15 protein-coding genes are annotated in these 23912 nt (G+C 58.9%); 4 read left to right on the top strand and 11 right to left on the bottom strand.

Annotated elements, in window-relative coordinates; all coding sequences use genetic code 11:
* Window positions 1–46: 46 nt before the first annotated feature.
* The 4 genes from BLQ12_RS09720 to BLQ12_RS09705 all read right to left on the bottom strand — a co-directional run bounded on the left by BLQ12_RS09720 (window position 47) and on the right by BLQ12_RS09705 (window position 6054).
* The gene (locus BLQ12_RS09720) at window positions 47–1369 is read right to left on the bottom strand and encodes a TolC family protein (protein ID WP_092210458.1); all 1323 of its coding nucleotides are present in this window, start codon (window positions 1367–1369) and stop codon (window positions 47–49) included.
* Window positions 1366–4413, bottom strand: coding sequence for an efflux RND transporter permease subunit (locus BLQ12_RS09715; protein ID WP_092210457.1), 3048 nt, complete (start codon window positions 4411–4413; stop codon window positions 1366–1368). The genes BLQ12_RS09720 and BLQ12_RS09715 overlap by 4 nt, the downstream gene beginning before the upstream one ends.
* Window positions 4414–4553: 140 nt before the next feature.
* A complete protein-coding gene (locus BLQ12_RS09710) occupies window positions 4554–5702 on the bottom strand; it encodes an efflux RND transporter periplasmic adaptor subunit (protein ID WP_175469623.1) in 1149 nt (382 codons plus the stop codon).
* Between the two features lie 85 nt (window positions 5703–5787).
* On the bottom strand, window positions 5788–6054 hold the full coding sequence (locus tag BLQ12_RS09705; protein WP_092210455.1) for a hypothetical protein: 267 nt from the start codon (window positions 6052–6054) through the stop codon (window positions 5788–5790).
* Between the two features lie 480 nt (window positions 6055–6534).
* On the opposite strand from BLQ12_RS09705, the gene BLQ12_RS09700 reads away from it, so the two are divergent.
* Entirely contained in the window at window positions 6535–8079 is a 1545-nt protein-coding gene (locus tag BLQ12_RS09700) for a sigma-54 interaction domain-containing protein (protein WP_092210454.1), read from the top strand.
* 109 nt (window positions 8080–8188) lie between these two features.
* Here the strand turns inward: BLQ12_RS09700 and gap are convergent, their stop codons facing one another.
* From gap to BLQ12_RS09680, 4 genes are all read right to left on the bottom strand, one after another.
* Window positions 8189–9205: a type I glyceraldehyde-3-phosphate dehydrogenase gene (gene gap, locus BLQ12_RS09695; RefSeq protein WP_092210650.1), complete on the bottom strand. Its 1017-nt coding sequence runs from the start codon at window positions 9203–9205 to the stop codon at window positions 8189–8191.
* Window positions 9206–9494: 289 nt separating this feature from the next.
* Window positions 9495–12359: a PAS domain S-box protein gene (locus tag BLQ12_RS09690; RefSeq protein WP_092210453.1), complete on the bottom strand. Its 2865-nt coding sequence runs from the start codon at window positions 12357–12359 to the stop codon at window positions 9495–9497.
* Between the two features lie 257 nt (window positions 12360–12616).
* Window positions 12617–13897 (bottom strand): MFS transporter, encoded by a 1281-nt coding sequence (locus BLQ12_RS09685; RefSeq protein ID WP_092210452.1) that lies wholly within the window; start codon window positions 13895–13897, stop codon window positions 12617–12619.
* 7 nt (window positions 13898–13904) lie between these two features.
* Window positions 13905–14180: a metal-sensing transcriptional repressor gene (locus tag BLQ12_RS09680; RefSeq protein ID WP_092210451.1), complete on the bottom strand. Its 276-nt coding sequence runs from the start codon at window positions 14178–14180 to the stop codon at window positions 13905–13907.
* Window positions 14181–14630: 450 nt separating this feature from the next.
* On the opposite strand from BLQ12_RS09680, the gene BLQ12_RS09675 reads away from it, so the two are divergent.
* Window positions 14631–15785, top strand: a complete 1155-nt coding sequence (locus BLQ12_RS09675) for a DUF4382 domain-containing protein (protein WP_175469622.1) — start codon at window positions 14631–14633, stop codon at window positions 15783–15785.
* Window positions 15786–15798: 13 nt separating this feature from the next.
* Here BLQ12_RS09675 and BLQ12_RS09670 read toward each other — a convergent pair whose 3' ends face one another.
* From BLQ12_RS09670 to recA, 3 genes are all read right to left on the bottom strand, one after another.
* Window positions 15799–16419: an HD domain-containing protein gene (locus tag BLQ12_RS09670; RefSeq protein ID WP_175469621.1), complete on the bottom strand. Its 621-nt coding sequence runs from the start codon at window positions 16417–16419 to the stop codon at window positions 15799–15801.
* Between the two features lie 1159 nt (window positions 16420–17578).
* On the bottom strand, window positions 17579–20200 hold the full coding sequence (gene alaS, locus BLQ12_RS09665) for an alanine--tRNA ligase (protein WP_092210449.1): 2622 nt from the start codon (window positions 20198–20200) through the stop codon (window positions 17579–17581).
* A 278-nt stretch (window positions 20201–20478) separates the two neighbouring features.
* Window positions 20479–21507 carry a recombinase RecA gene (gene recA, locus BLQ12_RS09660; protein WP_092210448.1) on the bottom strand — a complete coding sequence of 343 codons (1029 nt, stop codon included), beginning with the start codon at window positions 21505–21507 and terminating at the stop codon, window positions 20479–20481.
* A gap of 489 nt (window positions 21508–21996) precedes the next feature.
* Here recA and BLQ12_RS09650 point away from each other — a divergent pair, with 489 nt between their 5' ends.
* Complete coding sequence (locus BLQ12_RS09650) at window positions 21997–22461, top strand: glycine zipper 2TM domain-containing protein (protein ID WP_092210446.1); 465 nt, start codon at window positions 21997–21999, stop codon at window positions 22459–22461.
* A 1286-nt stretch (window positions 22462–23747) separates the two neighbouring features.
* Window positions 23748–23912 (top strand): DUF4372 domain-containing protein (locus tag BLQ12_RS09640; protein ID WP_139163927.1); only part of this gene is annotated, 165 nt, incomplete at its 3' end.

The raw sequence follows: 23912 nt of genomic DNA, 5'->3' as shown, positions 1-23912 counted from the left end.
AAACGCAGCCCCGCCAAAATCAATTGTTCTTCAAAGGGCCGACCCCTTACATCACCACAGGCTTTCCCGTTGCGTAATCCAGCACGGCCAGGGCATCCATGTAGGCGTAAAGGGCCTGGTAGTAGTTGGAATCGGCGCTGGTGAGGTAACTGCGGGCGTCAATGACGTCGGTGGACGTGGCCACCTGCTGATCGTACTGAACCCGGGTGATCCGCCAGTTCTCCCGGGCCTGGGCCCGGGATTTTTCTGCGGTGGTGATGTTCTTTAGTGCCACGGAACGATCCAGCAGAGCGTTTTGCACATCCTGGCGCACCGCGGCCTCGGCATCGGCCAGGGAGGCCTCCACCGACCTTCTGAGGTGGGCCTGTTCGGCGGCTCCCGCCCCGGTCTTGCCCCAGTTCCACAGGGTCCACGAGGCCTGAAGGGTCACGCTGGCCGAATCCGTATGGGTAAACTCGTTCTCATCGGCAAAGGGAGCGTCCCCGCTTTTGGCGTAGCGCCCCACCAGGTCCACCCTGGGGTAATACCCGCTCTTGGCCGCCGTCTCCCCCACGGAGGCCTGCCGGATCCCCAGGCGCAGGAGGGCCACCAGCGGCCTGCGCATAACGGCAAGGATTTCGAGTTCCTCACTGCTCTGGGCCCAGACCGGGGGGGCATGCATGTCGGCAAGGTCAAGGGGCCCGGACGGGTCCCGGTGAAGAAGCCGGTTGATGGCGATGCGGGCCTTCTCGGTCTCCGATTCGGCCAGGTTCCGATTCTGGATGGCCTCAGCCAGGGCCACCTCGGCCTTCAGCAAATCATTTAACGGAATCAGACCCTGGTCGTGGTTTAGCACAGCCACGCGTCTGTGGGATGTGAGGGAGATCACCTCGTCTTCCGCCACGGCCAGGAGCCGCTTGGCCAAAAGCAGGCGATGGCATGCCTGCCGCACGTTGAGGCTCAACTGCTGAAGGGTCTCTAAGCGATTCAGCTCTTCGGAGTCCACCCCGAGCCGTGCCAGCTCATGGGCTGATTTCAAGGAGTACCCTGCAAACAGGGGCTGGACCACCTGGACATCCCAACCGGACTCCTCCTTGTAACCCGCGGGGTAAGTACCCAGGGCGCTTTTCTGTACGGGTTCCCGGTTGTGGTTCGTCCAGTAATACCCGGCGGAAAGGGTGGGCAACCGATCGGCCCGGGCACCGGTGAGGACCTCCCGGGAAGCGGCCAGTTCGGCGTCGGCACCGGCAACGGCCGGGTTGCTGCGCAGGGCCTCGGCCACGGCCTCCTCAATGGTCACCCGCTCCGTGGCCCCGGCCCGTGCGCCCAAACACAGCACAGCACACACCGCGGCAACAACACCCCATGCAACCTGACGTTTCATCATCATGATGCCACCTCCCCCGGCATCTCGTCGGTCCGGATTTTGAAAAATAACGTGTAGAGCACCGGAATCACCACCAGGGTAAGCACCGTTGCAAAGGCCAGCCCCACCATGATGGTCACCGCCATGGAGACGAACATCACATCAAAGATCAGGGGGATCATACCGAAAATCGTGGTAACGGAAGCCATCATCACCGGTCGCATGCGGTTCACCGAGGCTTCTTTGACGGCGGCCAGGGGGTCTTTGCCGCCCCGGATGTCCTCATCGATAAGGTCGATGAGCACCACGGCGTTTTTGATCATCATGCCGATGAGGCTGTAAGCCCCCAGCACGGCAAGGAACCCGAAGGGCTGCCCGAAGATCAGCAGCCCCGCTGCCATGCCCACCAGGGCAAGGGGCAGGATAGTAATGATCATCAGGGGCTGGCGGATCCCGTTGAACAGCCCCACCAGGATCATCACCATGGCCACGAGGCTCACAGGCAGGAAGGCGTTGAGTCCTTCGTTGCTCTCCGTGGAAAGCTCGTACTCCCCTTCCCACTCCCGGGTGTACCCGGCGGGCAAGGGAATGGCCTCCACCCGGGGCCGGATCTTCTGAAGCAGGGTATCGGAGGTCATGGTACCCGCAGGGTCACACTGAGCACGGATCACGCGGCGGCGGTTGTACCTGCGGATAACGGGATCTTCCCAGAAAAAGTCGCTGCCCTCGGTGACCTGGGCCACGGGAACCCCGGCGTCTGAGATACCCCAGACGGGCAAGGCCGAAAAATCGGTCTGATCCGGAGAGGAATACACCACCTTCACCGGGATGAGTTCGTCATGCTCCCGGTAGCTGGTCACGGTCACCCCATCGGTTCCCCCCAGGAGGTCCCGGGCAAGATCCGTTCGTTCCACCCCGGCGCGCCGCCCCTTGTTCTGGGCATAAAGGGCTTCCCAGACCAGGGACCGCTCCCGCCAGTCGTCGGTGATGTTAATGGCGTTGGGGGTGTCTGCCATCACCGCACGGGCCTGCTCGGCAAGCGAGCGCAGCACCGCAGGGTCGGGCCCGGTAAATCGTGCCTCCACGCGGTAATCCGCCTTGGGCCCGCTGATGTACTTGGTGATGTGGGGCTCGCCTCCGGGAAGGTTGATAGCAAACCACTCCGCCAGCTCGTCCATCATCGCGCTGATCTTTCGGTAATCGTCCACGTTGATGATAAGCTGACCGTAGTTGGCCATCTTGGGTTCGGGGTTGACGGCGTTCATGAACCGGGGGGGACCCTGGCCCACGCAGGTGGCCACACCGGTGACGCCCTCCATGTTCAGCACAAAGGATTCGGCGATTTTAAGGTCCTCGGACACCATGTCGATGCGTGAGCCTTCAGGCCGCCGGTAGTCCACCACAAACTGGGCGGTGTCGGCATCGGCGAAGAACCGCTTCTCCACCATCCCCATGCCGGCCCCTGCAAGGACCAGCAGCCCCACCATCAGGCCCAGGGTAACCAGGCGATGGCGAAGGGCCTTGTTCAGAAGCCGCTTATACAGACGATACGGGGCTCCGGCATGGAGATCCTCGCCCCCTTTTCCTTCGGGAACCGTTAAAAACCGGTAGCAGAACACCGGAGTCTGGGACATGGCAAGGAGCCAGCTGAACATCAGGGCAATGGCCACCACCTGAAAGAGGCTGGCACAGAACTCCCCGGTGTTGGTGGGAGCCATGTAGTTGGGGAAAAAGGCCAGACAGGCGATGACCGTGGCGCCTAAAAGAGGCACGGCACTCTGTCGGGTGGGCTCGGCAATGGCGTCGAGGCGCGTCATCCCCTTTTGAAGGTTCACCAGCCCGGCGTCGGCCACCACGATGGCGTTGTCCACGATCATGCCCATCACAAGAATGAGGGCGGCCAGGGAGATCTTCTGTACGTCGATGCCCCAGACCAGCATCACCAGAAAGGTTCCCATGATGGACAGGACCAGGTTGGCGGCGATGATCAGCCCGCTTCGCAGCCCCATGGTCACGAGGAGCACCCCGATGACAATGGCCACGGACTCGGCCAGGTTAATCATAAACCCCTTGATCTTATCTTTGACAAAGTCGGACTGGTAGTAAACCTTGTTGAGCTCAATGCCCACGGGAAGGCCCGCCATGAGCTCCCCCAGACGCGCGTTCACGGCCTCGCCCATGGTCACCACGTTGGCTCCGTCCGCAGCCGAGGCGGCAATGCCGATGGCTGCTTTTCCGTTGAACCGCATCATGGGCTCGGCCGGATCCAGATACTCCCGGGTAATGGTGGCCAGGTCTTTCAACAGCACCTGCTCGTCCCCCTCACCCTGGATCACCAGCGCCCCGATCTCATCCACCGAGGCAAAGGCCCCAGACGGCTGGATCCGCACCCGGAGGCTTCCCACGTCCATGGCACCTGCCGGGGCCATGGTGTTCTGGGCTTGAAGCATGGACGCAATGCGAGTCGGCGAGATACCCAGGGAAGCGCACTTGGCCCGGGAGACATCCACGGTCACCACCTCCGGCTGGATCCCGTAAAAGGTGATGCGCTCCACATCGGGCACCAGCATGAGCTCGCGGCGGATGTAATCGGCGTACTCCTTGAGCTCGGCCAGGGAGTACCCGTCGGCGGACAGAGCCATGAACAGCCCGTACACATCCCCGTAGTCGTCCATCACCTCCGAGGGCAGGGCGCCGTCGGGAAGCTGGCTCTGGACGGCCGTCACCTTGCGCCTCAACATGTCCCAGAGCTGCTGGAGATCGTCGGATCGGATCCACTCATTTAAATCCACGTAGACCAGGGAGAGACCGGCGCGGGATTCCGATCGCACCTTGTACACTTCATCGGTGCCCTGCACCGCCTCCTCAATAGGCCGGGTCACCTGCTGCTCCACCTCATGGGGAGAGGCCCCGGGGTACACCGTCATGACCATGGCCGTTTTCACGGTGAAAACCGGATCTTCAAGCTTGCCCAGGCGAAAATAGCCCCAGATGCCCCCCAGAAGCAGGAGCACCATGGCAAAGATCACGGTGGTCTGATTACGCAACGAAAAATCGGGCAACGTCATCCCTTCTTTCCTTTTTTTAGATCAAAGCGTGCCTCCGGCGGTTTCGCCGGGGGCCAAACTTTTGAAAAGTTTGACACACTGTGTTTAAGTATCGTGATTACAGATTCATTTGTGTTGCGTTTCCCCATGAAATGTCCGGGTTACAATTCACCGCCCACATTGGTGGGGCTCGCCTCCGGCATCACCTTCACCTTGCGCCCGTTTGTAAGTCCCCGGGCCCCTGCTGCGATCACCTGCATCCCCTCTTCAAGGGGGCCGTCGATACGTAGCCCCGACACACTGGCGCCAAGCAGCTCCACCGTGACCTGCCGTGCCGCCATCTCCTTTTCATCCACCACCCAGACAAAGGTGCCCTCCTGCACGGTGTTGACCACCGCGGTCTCCGGCACGCAAAACCCCACCTCACGATTCAGGGCGGTGAGGGTTACCTCCGAGGCCATGCCCGGCCTGATACGGTGGTCCCGGTTGCCGTCAAGGGTAAGGTAAAGGGGGTAGGATCGGTTGGAAGGGTTGGGATTTTTGGAGAGTTCCTTCACCGTTGCAGCCAGGGTCTCACCGGGCAGAGCATCGAAGCGACAGACGATGGCCCCGATCTGCCGGACAATGGGGAGCATCCCCTCGGGGATGGATACCTCCACCTCCATGTGGTCGAGGTCCACGAGGGAAATCACGGGTTGCCCCTGGGCCACCGTCTCATGGTTGTCGATGAATTTTTCATGGACATACCCGTCAAAGGGGGCGATGAGGACCGTGTCGTCCAGGCTGTTCTTCGCCTCTTCCAGGCGTTTTTCTGCCGCATCCACGCTGGCCTTGGCCACTTCATAGGTGGCGATGATGCTGTCAAAGGTGGCCTGGGCCGCAGCGCTCTCCGCGCTCAAGGTCTTGTAGCGCTTGTACTGAAGCGCCGCCTCTTTCAGCTGGGCCCTGGACACGGCCAGATTGGCGGACAGGGTGGCAACGGCCACTTCAAAATCCCGTGGGTCGATGCGGGCCACAACCTCTCCCTTGCGGACTTTTTCACCGCGGTCCACGGCAAGGGCCACCACTGGGCCCCCCACACGAAAAGAGAGCTCCACATCCCGCAGGGAGCGTACCGCCCCGGGAAACCGCCATGAGGCGTTCTCACCGGACCTGCTCAGCGTTACCGCCTTGATGGGGCGAATCAATGCGTTCTCCTTCATCCTGTTGGCCTCGCTCTCCGAGCATCCGGTCAGGGCCAAGGCCAAAAGCAGCACCATCATAGGCAGCACCGCTGCCCGTATGTTTATCTTTCCTCGTCGTTTCATCATTCCATCATTCCTGTATTTTGTTGTGAAGGGGCTCTGCATGGTTGACCCGCCCCCCGGGAAAGGAAGGGCTGACGCCCGTTGTCCGTCAGCCTTTTGCCTGCCAGAACGAGACGTGCACGTGCCCCAGGTCCTCAAGGGCCCAGACCAGCAGGTCCCGTTGGGTTGCTATGGCTTCGGGGTCCTGCACCTGGGACCATTCGATGGCTACGGCCCAGTCGTTTTCAATTCGCTCGTTCCGATAAAGCCTGCAGGCATGTCCGGCCACCCTGCAAAATGTGCTGAACAGGGCAGAGACCTTGTGATCGCTGCCCAGCTCCGTCAACCTCACCGTGATCTCTTCCCTGCAATCCATAGGTCGTCTCCATCTCCCCGGGCGAACGAACCGGTCCGCCGCTCATCTTTATTTTTTTGGTTGAACGTCCGGGGAAGCGCCCCTCCCGGCTACGCTGTCGACCGCCCTGAAAATGGGGGGGGGGATCATTGCAGTCGAAGCATGGCCTCAGGAGTCGGCGCGTCCCCGGACTCGCCACCGGATGTCGCCCGTGGGCGATCAGGGGATTGTTTCCAAGCCTTCCCCTTCCGGCATGGTTACCCCCTTCTTTTGCCAAAACCATGCCATGATTTTTTTATGTATATTTTCAGACTATTGCTAAAGCCACAAACCACAAAATGTCATATGCAACATTTTAACATGTTGCATATGACACCTTTCTTCGATACATATCTTATATGGCACTTCTTCAGCGAGCCTCCCCTGCGGGTGCACGTCACGGCGGCTATCCCAACGCCGCCAAGGGCTGAAGACCACCTGTTACCCATCTGGAGAGAGCCCATGCCCCGAACCGACGACATCAGTTTTTTTCACCAGGGCACCCTGGCCATCTGCGGCAGCATCGACATCGGCGAAGCCCTTGATGAATGCTTAGGCTTCCTGCAACGCTACATGCCGGCCGAAAACATCACAATGGACTACCTGGACCCCTCCATCCCCGGCATCTGTTCCGTGGCCCAGGCGGGCTTTCCCATGATGTCCCCGGGGACCGTGGTGGAGATCACGGAACGCGAGGTGGCCTTCATCGAATCCCAATTGAGCCAGACCTCCCTGAGCAACCGACCTGCCGACAATCCGGTGGCCCAGCGGGTGGCAGAACACATGGGCATCACGTCCGTCTTCTCCTCTGCCGTGCTTCACCTCATGACCAAAAACCAGCGCCTGGGGGTGGTGGCGGTGAGTGCCCTGAAGGAGAGCCAGTTCACGGAAGAGCACGCCCGGCTCCTCTCCCTGCTCCACGACCCCTTTGCCGTGGCCATGAGCAACGCCTTGAGGTACCAGGAGGTGCTTCGCCTCCAGGAGATGCTCAAAGACGACAACCGGTTTTTAACCAGTGAACTCCACCGCATGAGCGGAGACACCATCATCGGGGAACATTTCGGACTGCAGGATGTGATGGAAAAAGTGCGGCAGGTGGCACCCCTGGACAGCCAGGTGCTTCTGCTTGGGGAAACGGGGGTGGGAAAAGAGGTCATCGCCAACGCGATTCACTACAACTCGTCCAGGGCAAGGGGCCCCATTATCAAGGTCAACTGCGGGGCCATCCCGGAGAGCCTGCTGGACAGCGAGCTTTTCGGTCATGAAAAAGGAGCCTTTACGGGTGCCCTTTCACGGAAACGGGGACGGTTTGAGCGGGCCCATGGGGGGACCCTTTTTTTAGATGAGATCGGCGAGCTGCCCCACGCCGCCCAGGTAAGGCTGCTGAGGGTGCTTCAGACCAAAGAGTTTGAACGGGTGGGGGGAACCGAACAGATCACGGCGGATGTGCGGATCATCGCCGCCACCCACCGAGAGCTGGAGGCCATGGTCAAAGCGAACACCTTCAGGAAAGACCTCTGGTTCAGGCTCAACGTCTTTCCGCTGACCATCCCTCCGCTGCGGGAAAGGAAAGCCGACATTCCGGCCCTTGTGAACCACTTCATCGAAAAAAAGAGCCGCGAGATGAAGCTGCCCTACCTCCCGGTGCCTGCCCCCGGCGCCCTGGAAAGGCTTCAGCGGTATCACTGGCCAGGCAACGTCCGGGAGCTTGAAAACATTGTGGAGCGGGAGATCATCCGCAACTATTCCGGAGACCGGGACACCCCGCTGCAGTTTGCCGAGGTGGCAGCGCCCGAGGCCCTCACCCACGAGCCCGTTGCAGCGTCTCTTGAAGGGCCCGTCACCCTGGATGCGGTGATCAGCAGGCACCTGACCCGGATGATGGAGCAGACCGGCGGAAAAATCCAAGGGGACGTCGGGGCCGCCGCCCTGCTGGGCATCCACCCCAGCACCCTGCGCCACAGGCTGCGAAAACTGGGGATCCCCTTCGGGCGGGGTGCATCCTGAAAAAAACAGTCCACCCCGATCGGCAAAAAAAAAGCGAATGCGATGTGACCCGAGGACCAAGGGGCAAAACGCATTCGCAATCAGTTTTCAAGGTGGCACACTTGCAGACTTACGCGTCGGCCCGCATCAGGGCCAGGGTGGTATCCAGCATGCGGTTGGCGTATCCCCACTCGTTGTCGAACCAGGCCAGGACGCTCACCGTGTGACCGGAGACGCGGGTCTGGGTGCCGTCCACCACGGACGAACGGGGGTCGTGGTTGTAGTCGCAGGAGACCAGGGGCACCTCGGTGTAGCCCAGGATGCCGTTCATGCCGTTGTGGGCTGCTTTGTAGAGAGCCTCGTTCACGGCTTCGGCATCGGTCTTTTCGCGCACCTGGGCGGTGAGCTGCATGGCCGACACGTTCAAGGTCGGCACCCGCAGGGCAAGGGCCTCAAAGCGCCCCTCAAGATGGGGCAGGATGCGGTCCAGTCCCTTTGCAAGCCCTGTGTTCACAGGGATGATGGAGTGGCTGGAGCTTCTGGTCTTGCGAAGATCCTGATCGTGGTAGGCATCGATAACCGGCTGATCGTTCATCATGGAGTGCACGGTGGTGATGACCCCGCTCTCGATGCCGAAGGACTCGTCAAGGGTCTTGATCACCGGCACAATGCAGTTGGTGGTGCACGAGGCGTTGGAGACCACGGTGTGCTCTTTTTTCAGGGTGTCGTGGTTGGTGCCGTACACGATGGTGGCATCCACATCCGGCTCGGCGGGGCAGGAGTAGACCACCTTTTTCGCCCCGGCCTCGATGTGCTTTTCAGCCATGGAACGCCGGGTGAAACACCCGGTGCACTCCAGGACCACATCCACCCCCAGTTTGTCCCAGGCCAAACGGGAAAGCTCTTTCTGGTAGGTGACTGCAATGGGGTCCCCATTAACCATCAGGGTGTGCCCCACGCAGGAAACATCCCCGTCAAACCGTCCGTGGGTGGAATCGTACTTCGTCAGGTGGGCGATGGACTCGATGTCGGAAAGCTCATTGATCCCCACGATCACCAGGTCGTCCCGGTGACTCGACTCGTAAAGGGCCCGCAAAATACACCGCCCGATACGACCATATCCGTTGATTGCAACTCTGTATGTCATGAAAACCAATCCATAAAGACCGCTTGCACGCAGCGCCTTCCGAAAGCCCCCTTCCGGGCGCACGGGCACAAGCCGTTTTTTTTCTTCCGCCACCCCTGATGCCGGCTGTTGTGATCCATTCCTTAAGCGGGACGACCGCCCCCATTTCAAAAAACAGGCGGACGCCTTGACAGTTCCGGTTCCCAGCCCGTTCTTCTTGTCACTGCCGGGCCGGAAAGGGCTGTACTATACCAAAGTCCCGACCTCAAGTGTAGCGATATATCCCAGGGCCGGAGCGCCCCGCACGCCGTCATCCTTCCATGGCTCCTGCGACCACCGCCATAAGGTCGGCATGGGTATAGGGTTTTACGATGGCCGCGCAGAATCCGTGGGCCTTGTAATCGGCCATGACCGGGTCGTTGGAGTACCCGCTGGAGACCACCACCCGGGCATCGGGGTCCCATTGCCGGATCAGACCCGCGGCTTCCAGCCCCCCCATGGCCCCGGCCACCGTCAGGTCCGTGATCACCACGTCCACGGGCTCAGGTCCGCCGTGGCGCTCCCTGTAGACGGCCACCGCCTCATCACCGCTGGCCGTGAGCAGCACCTCATAGCCCATGGAGAGAAGCAAGCCCTCCACCACGTCCCGCACCATCTCCTCATCGTCCATCACCAGGATCCGGCCCTGCCCCTGCACCCGGAGCTCGGGCTGCACCTCAAGGGGTTCGGGAAGCGGCTCCTCCGATGCGGGAAGGTAGAGGGTGAAACAGGTCCCCCGGCCGGGGGTCGACGTCACCCGGATGTGGCCGTCGTGCTTGTAGACAATGGAATGGGTGGTGGCAAGGCCCAGGCCGCTGCCGGTCTTCTTGGTGGTAAAAAAGGGATCGAACACCCGGTCCACGATCTCTTCAGGGATGCCGGGTCCTTCATCGCAGAAGGTGAGTTTCACATACCGGTCGCCCTTGAGGGGGAGGTAGCCCACACGCGTGGCGTCGATGAAGTGATTCTCGGCGGTGATGGTGATCACCCCGCCCCGGGGCATGGCCTGCACCGCGTTGAGAATCAGGTTCTGCGCCACCTGGCTGATCTGTCCGGAGTCGATCTCCGCAGGCCAGAGGTCTTCGGCAAAACGGGTCTCACAGCGCACCCGGCTTCCCCGGAGCACAAACCCCGCCGATTCCCGCACCACATCCACCACCGAGGCGACCCGGATAACCGGAGCGCCCCCCTTGGAAAAGGTCAAAAGCTGCTGGGTCAGGTCCTTGGCCCGCTCACAGGCCTTCAGCACATCCGTCAGGAGCCTGTGGACCTCGGAGTTCTCCAGGCTGCGGGTTCGTGCAAGGCTCACCCCGCCCAGTACCGCCGTGAGAATATTATTGAAATCGTGGGCGATCCCCCCGGCAAGCACCCCGACGGACTCGAGCTTCCGGGCCTTGAGCAGCTCCTCTTCCATGCGGTTCTCGTCCGTCACGTCCCGAAACACGAGGACCACCCCCACGATGGCGCTGGTACGGTCCATGATGGGCGCCCCGCTGTCGGCGATGCAGCGTTCGGTACCGTCTTTTGCAATGAGTGCCGTATGGTTTGCCAGGGTGATGATGTTGCCCGTTGCCAGGACTTTTTCCACCGGGTTTTCGCAGGGCTTGCGCGTCTTCTCGTTGATGATGCGAAACACGTCGGCCATGGGTTTTCCGGCGGCCTCGGCCTGGGTCCAGCCCGTGAGCTTTTCGGCGATCTTGTTCATCAGGACCACCCGGCCGGACACGTCGCTTGTGATAACCCCGTCCCCGATACTCCGCAAGGTCACGGCAAGGCGCTCTTTCTCCTGGGAAAGCTTCTCCTCGGCCTCTTTCCTGGCGCTGATATCCCGTCCCACGGAAACCACGCAATCCTGATCCGTAAAGCGAGCCACTTTAAGGGACACCTCCACCCAGAAAACAGACCCGTCCTTTCGACGGCCCTCCCACTGGGCCACCTGGGGGAACCCCTTTGCCACCTTCTGAAAAAGAACCATCGCCTTTTCTCCGGTGGAGTCACCCTGGCCTGATAGCAGGGTCTCAAACCCGGCGCCGAGGATCTCGTCGCGGCTATAGCCCAGCATGGCAAGGCCGGGCCTGTTGATGTCCACAACACCGCCTGTCCCGGCATCATGGAGGAGAATGGCGTCGTTGGGGGTATTGAAAATCTCCCGATAGCGCCGCTCACTTTCCCGGAACGCCCGCTCGGCCTGGAGCCTCTCATCGATCTGACGGCTCAGGATATCATTGGCCTTGGAGAGCTCTTCCGTACGTCTTGCCACCTTTCGCTTCAGACTCCAGCTCCACAGCAGAAAAAGCAGGGCCACCGCCACCAGCGGTCCCCCCACCATGGCCATGTGTGCGAGGAGTTCCAGGCCGCTGAACCCCTCGGACCTGTAGGCGCCGAACCATTTATCATGGATTTCGTCGTAGCGGCCCGATGCCTTGATGAGGCTGAGCCCCTCGTTGAGCAGGGAGAGAACCCGGTGGTCCCCTTTTCTCACGGCAAAGCAATAGTCCTGCTGCAAGACCGGAGGCCCCACGGGTTTGATGGCATCAAGCCCCTCGGCCTTGAGGATCATGAGCCCCTGTACCCGGGAGAGCAGGGCGGCATCCCCCTCCCCAGCAGCAAGGGACTTGAGCACCTCGTGCATGTTCTCCCGCAGCACGATCTGAACCGGTTCGGCCTGCTGAAGCAGGTAATCGTGGCCGATGTCCCCGTCCTGGACAATCACCCGCCTGCCCCGGATCTCTCCCAAAGAACCGACGGGGCTTCCTTCGGGCACAAATACGGCATAGGACGCCACGTTATGTGGCATGCTGAAGGCAAAGTTTCTCTGGCGCTCAGGGCTCTTGAACATCCCCATGAGCACATCGACCTCACCGGCCTTGAGGGCGCTGCGGGCCTCGTTCCACGGCATAAGCCTCAGGCTCGTCAGAATGCCCATTTCCCGGGCCACGGCCCGGGTGATATCCACGTCAAAACCGGTGGGTGTTCCATGCTCGTCAAGGTATTCGTAAGGAGGGTAGCTGTTGTCTCCCCCGAACACCAGGTAGACGGTCTCCTTACCCCACCCGTCCCCCGGCAGGAGCACCCCCGTAGACATCACCGCGATCACAAACCCCACCACACAGATCCGGAAGCAAGAACCCAGCACCGCGCCCCCCTGTTTTGTATTTCACCATGCAAGGCATGGCCGTCACGTCATCGACACACAGAGCACCCAAGGCCCCGCCCGCACAATTCGGAACAGCCTCCATACGGCCTCGGGCACCCCAAGACATCCGGAGGAACAAATAGAATGTTTATGCTTTGGTGTACTGATCGCACGATTGAGGAAAAAACTGAAGGATTTTAACCAGAAAATATCATTCCAGCGCCATCGCCCTGTACTCCGCGAGCACAGAGGAATGCTCACGACACAAGCGGTTTTTCCGGCACATCGTCTCCGCCACGGGCGGCAGCCCCTTTGCTCCCGCAGCAGACAGGGGCTTCCCCCCAGGGAAAGGGCAGCAGGCAAAGCCCCCCGAAAAGAACCAGCGCAAGCACCAGTGCACAGACCAGCGTGCCGTGCAGGGCCTCTCCGAACACCCCGCCCCCAAGGGGCAGCATGACGAGGACGCCCCCGTAAGCAAGGCGGCCCAACAGGCTCTGGAGGGAAAAGTAGGTGCTTCGCTCATGACGCCCGAGCAGGGGGGCGAGTTCGCTGTTCACCAAAGGCGTGGACACGGCACGGGAGGCGGTGCGCCCCACAAGCATCAGAGCCACCAGCGGATGCACCACAAGGGCCATGGCCCCGATGAGCACCACCTGGAGCAGGGCACAGGCCAGAAGGGTCCGTCTCACCACACAGCGATGGCGGATCCGCCCGGCAAACCGGGTCATCCAGGCCCCCACCACCATGGTCAGGGCCAGGTGGACGCCGGAAAGGGAGGGGGCAATGGAATCTCCGGCCTCCATCCATGCCAGCGTCCGTTCAAGGTAGGGCTGGTAAAATTCATACGGAATATGGAGCAAAACCGTCATGGCAAGGGCGTAGAAGGTAAAAAAACGGAGCCGAGTGCCCCAGGCTTTCCGCAGGACCCCGCGAAGCTGAGATCCGAAGGGCCCGGCCACCTGACCAGCCCGCCCTTCGGGCTCTACCATGGAGCACACAACCCCCAGGGAAATAACCGCGGCAGCACACGACACACCATACACCCACCTCAGGTCCCCCGTAGCCAAAAGCCCTCCCAGGAGCGCCGAGACGCCCCCGGCCAGAAAACTGTACCGCAGGGCATGCCCCTCCCGGGCGGCATACTCAGCCTCACGGTTCAGGCCTTTCAGGCTCTCGTAGTGAAGGGCCGTGTCCGTGCCCGAGGCCGAGGCAAAGCCTGCGGCCAGAAAAAGCTGGGCTGCGGCAAACTGCCAAAACGTGTGTCCGGTGAAAAAAAGAAGGTAGGCAAAACCCAGGCAGGCCGATGAAACGATCAGGGTCCGCCTTCGACCGAAACGGTCGGAAAGATAGCCTGAAGGGACCTCGGCTGCGGCCACCGCCACATAATAGACCGCCTCCAGGTGAAGGGCCTCGGAAAGGCTCAGCACCGAAGTAAAGTAGAGAAAAAAAACAGGGCCCCAGAAATAGCAGTCCCGAAAAAAAAGATACCAGGGGTATCGGGTGGTGTTCGCCGTCAAGGCATCGATTCGTTCCGACATATCGGTCTCACAGGTATTTCGATATTTCAGCCAGTTCTTTTTTGATATCGGCCGCAGAACGTTCCATCAGGGCGTGCTCGTCCAGGCAGTGGTCGATATGATCACGCACCAGGGCCTGCTTGGCGTTGCCCACGGCTTTGTAAACCGCCTGGAGCTGCCGGGCCACCTCGATGCAGGGCGCCTCCCCTTCGATCATGGCAACCACCTTTGCCAGGTGACCGCCTGCCCTTCTCAGCCGCTTGGCGATCTCATCATGGTGTTTGTGCGTTGGTGTGTCAGCCATTTCCATCCTCCTGTCATGGTTCGCGGGCATCATAACCCATCCCCGGGGTGGGGTTACACACACAACTATCTATTTTGAAAACTTTTTGCAACACGTCAATTTAAATTATCGCCATACGTTCCCCGCAGGGCAACAGAAAAACCGATGTTCACAGGAAAAGCCTTTCGTTCTTCGGATCAAAAAGGGTACAATACCAAGTAAAATATCAAGCTGTGACAAGACGATACAACCGATATCATGGCATCCGCCCGGACAAAACGGCTTCGCCACACTCCAAAGCGCCAAACGGCAGACCGGGCTCAAGGCACACCTTTTGTATTTCCTGCAGGAACATACTTTACATTTTCAGGATCACCCTCTCCCTCAAACGCAAGGGTGCCCTCTTCCTATTCACCCTTGCTCTCCCCGCGCCCCTTCCTGAAACAACAAGCCCGCCCACAGGAGGCTTCCATGAACCCACGCTTTGCTTTTATCCTTGCGGCCCTTGCCTTTGTTGCCCTGACCGGTTGCAGCTCCAGCTCCGACTCAACCTCCTCGTCAGGATTCGGAGACCTCACCGTCAACCTCACCGATGCCCCTTCTCCGGACTACAAAGCCGTCTACATCAGCGTCAACCAGGTGGAGGTGAACCGATCCGCCACAGACGAGAACGGGTGGCAGGTGGTGGACATCGTCAACGAAACCATCAACCTTTTGGATTTAACCGGGGGCATCCTGAAATCCCTGGGCACCCGGGAGATGCCTGCCGGAGAGTACAATCAGGTGCGCCTGGTCCTGGCCAGCGCCCCGGATGGTGAAAACAACATCCTCGGCACGGTACACCCCTTTGCCAACTACGCCGTTGAACTCGACGACTCCATTCATGAACTCAAGATCCCCAGTGAGGACAGCAACGGCGTCACGCGGGCAAAACAATTCATCATCGACACCAATGCCAACGTCGTACTGATCCTGGATTTTGATGTGATGAAGTCGGTGGTTCAAGGGGGCGATACCGGGCAATGGTTCTTGAAATCGGTGATTGAGGTGCTGGACACCCGTGAGATTGCCGGCATCACCGGCTCCGTCACCGACTCCCCCACCCCGGGCACGGCCCAGCAGGGCACCCGGGTGTCCGTACAGACCTACGACGGCTTCGCCATCGACCCCAAAGACAGAGTTATCAACCATGCATCCACCCTCACCGATGCGGCAGGCTCTTATATTCTCAGGGTCCCGGAAAGCACGTACAACCTCGTCGTTTACAAAGACGGGTTCAACTCCTCCTGCCGCCGGGTCACGCCCCTGACCGGCAACACCCTCATCGAAGATTTTGCCCTGACCTCGGTAACGGCAAGGGGCACCTTGAGGGTCAGGGTAAACGGCATCAGCCAGGACGAAGAATCCGTAACGGTGAGCGTACGCAGGGACACCCTCTGCGGAACCGGCACCTTGATTTTTGTTGAACTGATTTCCGAATCCTATGCCGCCGACGGTGATTACGATATTCTGCTGCCCCTCAACACCTACACGGTGGTGGCCTACGGAGACACCCTCTCCCGAACCTTGAGCGATACCCGGGAGATCACATCGGGAGGCATCAAAATTTTCGAAATAAACCTGTAGACCCCTTGCGTTCTCACCCCTTCAGCTCCCGCTCCAGCTCCTCAAGGAACGACTGCATAAAGGCATGGCGACGCCCTGCTTCCTTCCGGGCCGCCCCGGTGTGAAGGGTTTCTTTGAGGGTCAGGAGCTTTACAAAAAAATGGTCCACGGCGTAGGCCCGATCGTCCAGCGCCCTTTGCCTGCCGAAGGGATCCTCCGGGTGAAACATGGCCGACTCCATGGCCCCGCCGGTTAAAAAGCAGCGGGCAATGCCCAGCGCCCCGATGGCGTCCAGCCGGTCGGCATCCTGAACCACCCGGGCCTCCAGTGTCTCCGGAGATTTCCCCAGACTGAAGCTGTGGGCATGGATGGCGTGGTGCACGGCGGCCAGTGTGTCGCCGGAAACCCCGAGTCCCTTTAAAAACACCACGGCCTCATCCGCCGCCAGACGAGACGCAAAAGCCCTGTCCGGAGAGTCCTTGGGCACGCTCACGCAATCATGCAACCACGCCGCAGGCACCACCACGGAAAGATCCGCACCTTCGGCCTCCCCGATGCGCCGGGCAAGGGCCACCACCCGCTTCACATGCCCCAGATCATGGGCCCCGTCCTGAACGGTCCGCCCTTTAAGAAACGCTTCACACGCTTTTTCCATCATCTCCTCCAAAAAATCTCCAGGGTTCCTATCGGTATACAAGGCCGCAGCACGCCCTGGCGTCATTCAACCGCATGTTGCCTCCGGCGGCAAGGTGGGGCACCTTGAAACCCTATGGCGAATGCATGGAGGTAGTCGTTATACATGCGTTCTCAGGGCATTCGCGTCACGTGTGACATTGGACCACCGTCTCTGCGGGAGAGACCCATTTCATTCTTCAAAAAACAACGATGCGAGGCTTTCCAGATTCTTTTGACTTTGGTCGGAACAACACCGACAGCCAACCTTTTGAAAAGTTTGACAAACAGATTATCAAAGCACATCCTCTGCCCCCTGTCATTCGGACAAAAGGCATTGGGGTTGTCCTAACCCCGTAGGGTGCATTTTATGCACCATGATTAACAGAGCGACGGCATCCATACTCAAAACACCCTGACGATATGCAAGGCTCTGCCTTGCCAATGGGCCAAGCCGTACCGTGGATTGCTCATGCCGCACATTCCGACGACATCCACCCTGGAGGCAGAGCCTCTATGGAGCATTCCCGAGCGGAGACTGGGAACGAGCAAACGTCGGCCTTGATCATCGCCTGGGCCATCGTCGTATTGACATCACCCCCTGAGCACCCATGTCACCCTTGGAGCGCCGCACTCCTGTGCGGTACGGGTAACGACGGACTAAAAAGCCGCACCGGAGTGCGGCGCTCCGTTTCGGTCGAGCTTTCTCGGTTTTTTTGAAGGTCACGGGCCAAACGTCATTCAACACGAACTATAAAGGCCTGTTTGTTAAACCCGTCTTTATAAGACCAGAATAAAATCAGACAAAGGTTTAGCCCCGGCAGGGCCCCGGAGGCATAAGCTGAATAGTTACCAAAAGTCTATCAAGCAGACCACAAAGGCACACCCCACCGCCCCTGCCCTTCTGATATCAGTCATCACCCCGTAGGATGCATTTTATGCATCATGATTAACAGAGCGACGGCTTCCATACTCAAAACACCCTGACGATATGTAACATTCCGGTTCTGGTGCATGGAATGCACCCTACGAATCACAAGCCCCCCCCCCCGGTGTCGCATCGCATACCCCCAACAAAAAACCCGCGACTCAGCATGAGTCGCGGGTTTATTTTTTTCATATGGCGTCAGGGTGCCCCTGACTTAGCCGAGGTACTCGAACAAGGAGCTCAGGGCCTCGTCCAGGTGTTCCGGCTTGGAGCCGCCGGCCTGGGCCATGTCGGGACGCCCGCCACCGCCGCCGCCTACAATGGCTGCGGCTTTCTTGACGATGTCACCGGCCTTGTAGGTTTTGGTGAGGTCCTTGGTAACCAGGGCCAGGAGCAGGGCTTTGCCGCTGGACTCGGTACCCAGAAGGACCACGCCGGAACCGATCTTGTCGCGGAACCGGTCAGCCAGCTCGCGGAGCTGGGCCGGGTTTTCCACGGAGACCTTCTTGGCCACGGCACGGACCCCGTTCACCTCTTTGATGTCGTCGTCGAGGCTTTCGGCGGCTTTGCCTGCCATCTGCATCTTCAGCTGCTTGAGCTCTTTTTCAAGGGCCTTGTTGTCGGCCAGGAGTTTCTCCAAACGCTCGGAGAGATTCTCGGGGGTGGCTTTCACCATGGCCGCGGCTTCGCCGAGGGTGTTTACACTGCTCTGAATGCTGGCCACAGCCGAAGCGCCGGTGAGGGCTTCGATACGCCGCACGCCCGAGGCGATGCCGGAATCCGACAGGATTCGGAAGGCCCCGATGTCGCCGGAGGCCGCCGTGTGGGTGCCGCCGCAGAACTCCTTGGAGAAGTCCCCCATGGAAACCACGCGGACCCGGTCCCCGTACTTTTCGTCAAACAGGGCCGTGGCGCCGGTCTTCATGGCCTCTTCGGCGTCCATCTCCTCGACGCCCACGGGCACGTTCATGCGGATGTGATCGTTGACGCAAGCCTCGATGGCATCGAGGGTGGCCCGATCCACATGGGCAAAGTGGGTAAAGTCAAACCGAAGACGATCCGGCCCCACCAGGGAGCCTGCCTGCTTGACGTGGTCCCCGAGCACCGACCGAAGGGCGGCGTGGAGGATGTGGGTGGCGCTGTGGTTCAAGGCGGTGGCGGCGCGTTTCTCGCCGTCCACGGCAAGGGTGGCGGTGAGGCCGGCCTTGACCGCTCCGCTCTCCACACGGCACTTGTGGATAAAAAGACCTGTGGGATCCTTGATGGTATCAAGGACGGTGAGCTGAAAGCCATCCCCTGAGATGGTCCCGCAATCGCCCATCTGGCCCCCGGACTCGCCGTAGAAGGGAGTGGCCTCGACCACCACCTCCACGTCGGTGCCCGCAGCCGGAGCGTCCACCTCTTCGCCGTCCACGGCCACCACCAGGATCTTGGATTCGCCGGTCAGGCCTTCGTACCCGGTGAACTCGGTCTTTACGCCTGCTGCCGAGAGCTTACGGAAAGCCTCCCCGCTTCGGGTAAAGGTGACGCTGCTGCGGGATTTTTCCCGCTGGGCTTCCATGGCCTTGTCAAACCCTTCCAGGTCCAGGACGATGGACTCGTCGGAGATCACGTCACGGATGATGTCCACGGGAAAGCCGTAGGTGTCGTACAGCCGGAAAATGACCTCGCCGGAGAGGACCTTGGTATCGGAATCGGCCACCTCTTCCAGGGCCTCTTCAAGGAGCTTCAGCCCGTGGTCCAGGGTCACCGAGAAGCTCTCCTCCTCGTTTCGGATCACGTTGGTGATAAAGGCTTCGCTCTCCTTGAGCTCGGGATAGGCGTCGGCCATCATGTCCATGACCACGCGGCTGGTGGTGTGGAGGAAAGGCTCGGTGAGCCCGATAAATCGACCGTACCGGATGGCGCGGCGCATGATGCGACGAAGCACGTACCCGCGGCCTTCGTTGGACGGCATGACCCCGTCGTTGATGAGAAAGCTGGCGGCACGGCTGTGGTCTGCGATCACCTTCATGGCGATGGCGGTGTCGTTGCAGTCCGTCATCTTCTTGCCGGAGAGCTCTTCCACCTTGCCGATGATGGGGGTAAACAGATCGGTGTCGTAGTTGGTATCGGCGTTCTGCATGATACTGGTGATTCGCTCAAGGCCCATGCCGGTATCGATGCAGGGGTTGGGAAGGGGGGTAAGGGTCCCCTCTTCGTCCCGCTCGTACTGCATGAACACGAGGTTCCAGATCTCCAGGTACCGGTCGCAGTCACAGCCCACGGCGCAGTTGGGGTTGTCGCAGCCGAAACGCTCGCCACGGTCGATGTGAATCTCGGTGCAGGGGCCGCAGGGGCCGGTGTCGCCCATGGCCCAGAAGTTGTCGGCTTCGCCCAGGCGCACGATGCGGTCTTCGGGCACGCCGATCTTCTTGTGCCAGATCTCAAAGGCCTCGTCGTCATCTAAGTAAATGGAGACCCAGAGTTTGTCCACGGGAAGCTTGTACCCGTTGGTGAGAAGGTCCCAGGCAAAGGTGATGGCCTGCTCCTTGAAGTAGTCGCCAAAGGAAAAGTTCCCGAGCATTTCAAAGAAGGTGTGGTGGCGAGCCGTGTACCCGACGTTTTCCAGGTCGTTGTGCTTGCCCCCGGCGCGAACGCACTTCTGGCTCGTCACGGCGGTTGTGTACTCCCTCTTTTCTTCACCGATGAAGGTACGTTTGAACTGAACCATACCCGCGTTGGTGAAAAGAAGGGTGGGATCGTCCGACGGGACCAGGGACGAGCTCCTGACGTTCCGGTGGTTGTGCTTCTTAAAGTAGTCGATAAAGAGTTTTCGCGCTTCGCTGCCTTTCATCACCTTGCTCCATGGGAGGGCCCTGGGCCCCGGGTTGGACCGTTACGGTCCCTTGGTAAATGGTCAAATACGACGCTCTCGAAAAAAGCCGCAGCCCGGCACCATCGTCATCGGCGATGATGGTTTCCCCTGGAAACACAGCCTGCCGGTGTTGTGTGCTCGATGTTTTCGAGGCCACCAAAGATATACATACAAAGAAACAGCAAAAGGGCCTGCGCCTCATCAGGCGCAGCGCCCTTTTGTCAGTCTATCAAATGAGCCTTGTCAGAACCAGCCTATTATGCGCCGGCCTCCGCCTCTTCTGCGGGGGTCTCCGCAATGCCGAGGGCCTCTTTTACCTTGCCCAGCACCTCGTTGTACAGCTCGGTGTTCTCGCCAAAGAACTTCTTGGCATTTTCACGGCCCTGGCCCACACGCTCTCCGTTGTAGGAGTACCAGGCACCGCTCTTCTCGATAATGCCTGCTTCCACGCCGATATCAATGAGCTCACCGGTCTTGGAGATGCCCACCCCGTACATGAGATCGAACTCCGCCTCTTTGAAGGGAGGTGCCATCTTGTTCTTCACCACCTTCACGCGGGTTCGGTTGCCCATGACCTCTGTGCCGTCCTTGATGGCGGAAGATCGCCGGATCTCCATGCGCACGGAGGAGTAAAATTTCAGGGCGTTGCCGCCGGTGGTGGTCTCGGGGTTGCCGAAGACAACGCCGATCTTCATACGGATCTGGTTGATGAAGATCACCGTGGTGTTGGTCCTGCCGATGGTGGCGGTGAGCTTGCGAAGGGCCTGGCTCATCAGACGGGCCTGGAGGCCCATGTGGGCGTCGCCCATCTCCCCTTCGATTTCGGCGCGGGGCACCAGGGCCGCCACAGAGTCGACCACAAGCACATCCACGGCACCGCTTCGCACCAGCATGTCGGCAATCTCAAGGGCCTGCTCGCCGGTATCGGGCTGGGACACGAGCAGCTCATCACAGTTGACCCCCAGCTTCTGGGCGTACACGACGTCCAGGGCGTGCTCGGCATCGATGAACGCTGCAATCCCGCCGCGTTTCTGGGCTTCTGCCACAATGTGAAGGGTCAGGGTGGTCTTACCGGATGATTCGGGGCCGTAGATCTCGATGACGCGCCCTTTGGGAACGCCCCCCACACCCAGGGCCTTGTCCAGGGCGATGGAACCGGTGGGAATGACGGGGACTGCCGCCACTTCCCGGTTCCCAAGCTTCATGATGGCCCCTTTCCCGAACTGGCGTTCAATCTGACTCATGGCCGTTTCAACGGCCTTATCCCTGTCAAAGGACGTGCCCATGCGCTCCTCCTTGGTCCGCTTTTCGGTTTCTTTAAAAAAGCCGAAAGCCTAAGATGTAATATCTATCTTGATTTACTTGATTTTTTATACAATTTGACTGGAAAAATATTTTCCGGATTTCTATCGATATATCACTCTTTGATCCATTATGCGAGCCCTGAAATCAGCCACCGCTCCTTCCGGCAGATCCCGGAAAAAAATACGGCTACGCGGCGCAGCCCAACGTCCGGAGCCAAAGGCCCCAGCCCTTCCACCACAAGGCCATAGCCCCATTCCGGCCCACGCCCCCGGTCTCCATGGCTGCCGAACACCCCGTACCAAACCCCGGAGATTTGCTGTTGATAAAATAACACCCCTGATATAAATTTATGGAATTAAAGATCTTTACCCACGATTCAAGAATAAAACACTGCCGTCCGTACCGCACCACCGCCTGACCGAACAATCCCAAACCGTTCACCTTAAAAAAATAAAGGGGAGTCTCAAAAAATGAACATAAAGCTTGTGGCCTGCGCCATCGCAACGTTTGTTTCAGTGACACTCATGGGCTGTCAACCGGCAAGCCAGGGAAGCAAAACCTACAAGCCGGGCCAGGCCCAACAGGCCATGTCCGTATATTATGGAACGGTGTTGAATGTGGCCGATGTGCAGATCCAGCATGAAGAGACCGGCGGTGGGGCCGTAGGAGGTGCCGTGGTCGGGGGTATTATCGGCTCCACCATCGGCGGAGGCAGCGGAAGCACCCTGGCCACCACCGCAGGGGCCCTGGGCGGAGCAGCAGCGGGAAGCGCCGCAGAGCAGTCACGGGCCAAGCGCCCGGGGGTTGAAATCGAGCTTGAACTCGATGACGGCCGCATCATGGTGGTTGTCCAGGAAAAGGACGACGACTACCTCGTGGGCGACAGGGTCCGCCTCATCGAAAGCCCGGACGGAACAATGCGTGTCCGCCAGTAAGATTAAGAGACGGTACGACAATAAAACAGACAAAAACGATGCCTCCGGCGGCAAGGTGAGCCACCTTGAAAGCTGGTTGCCGCCGCGCTTTAGTCCTGGTTCCTCGGGTTAAAGCGCGGCGGCATTTTTCTTAGAGTTTGTGTGTTTCTTCTTGCGCGAGACCTAATCCACCTGTCATTTCCGCTTTATCATTTCCTATCACGCAAAAATCTCATCAGAACTTTTGGTTCAATTTTCCGGATTCACGAAAACGCCACGGGTGACGGTCGGCGTCCACCAAAGCCCAACATGATTACTTGCTACCAAAAACGGTGCGGGAGCCGCACCCTACCCGTCACACCCGGTGGAAAAATGAATTTTATCAGACGAGTAGAGGCGGACCCTTTCCTTAAAATTATGTCCCATGTCAAGATGCGATACCATTCCTTGTCTTGTCCCATGTCAAGACGCGACCCCATTCCTTCTATAATCTCTGCAGAACGTTTAGCACTCAGACATGCCTCAAGATGGTAAATCGAAAACCACGTCTTAGGCCACGCGATGAGATCAACTCTTGCAATTATGGATTTCGGAGAGTAATAACTTAATCCTAATGATGGTAAATAGTTGATTCCCTCGTGGCTAAGCAGGCTCAGGAGAGCGCATCCCCCCCTTGGCAGATGGGATCAGCCCCATACGTGGCACCTTTATAAGAAATTAAATCAATACACGATAATCATTATTGGCATCAACCAACAAACCAAAATATCAGAAGTGCAGATTTAACTCCAATTCCTGGCCCGGTAATTCCCCGGTTTATTCCAAACACCAAGCACTAATATTACTTCTACATCTTTCGAGTAGAGTAGCCGTGTGAAAATTCACTACAGATGACAGCTTTACTATCAATCAGCCTCATGTTAATCGGTGTCTTCCTTGCCATTATCATTTTTGACATGACTATCCATAAGTCCAACAATTTTAGAGACAAAATATATCTTTTTTTTAGTTCAAAAATCACCGACAATACAGCCAGTGCGCATTTTCTATTTGCAACAACCACCTTTGCCGTAGGTGTCAGTTACTTTATCGGAAAACCAACTTTTACAATGCACAAGGGGTTCCCAATCCATTCATACACCAATGGTTTTTTATGGTTATTCATAGGGTTACATCTTATTGCTAAAATCACTGTTGTCCAAAATAGGATTTGACCGGAAGTAAACCGGTGAGAATTTGAAAAGATGCTCCTTATAAGGCATGGTTAAGTTTGCAAACAAAGACCTCGCCAAACAAGGAGCATATCAATGGTACGTCATTCCAGCCTTTTCAGTCAAATCGTAGGTTTTTTTGACCGTAACCAGTTTGCCCGTATAGTCTCCGAGCACGACGCAGAAAGAAACTCGAAGGGCTTCAAGTGCTGGGATCATTTTGTTTCCATGCTTTTTTGCCAAATAGCCCAAGCAAAAAGC

The sequence above is a fragment of the Desulfoluna spongiiphila genome (assembly GCF_900101345.1).
GTDB classification, from domain to species: Bacteria; Desulfobacterota; Desulfobacteria; order Desulfobacterales; family Desulfolunaceae; genus Desulfoluna; species Desulfoluna spongiiphila.
Note: the sequence above shows the minus strand (reverse complement) of the source record. Positions and strands in the feature narration are given on the sequence as shown.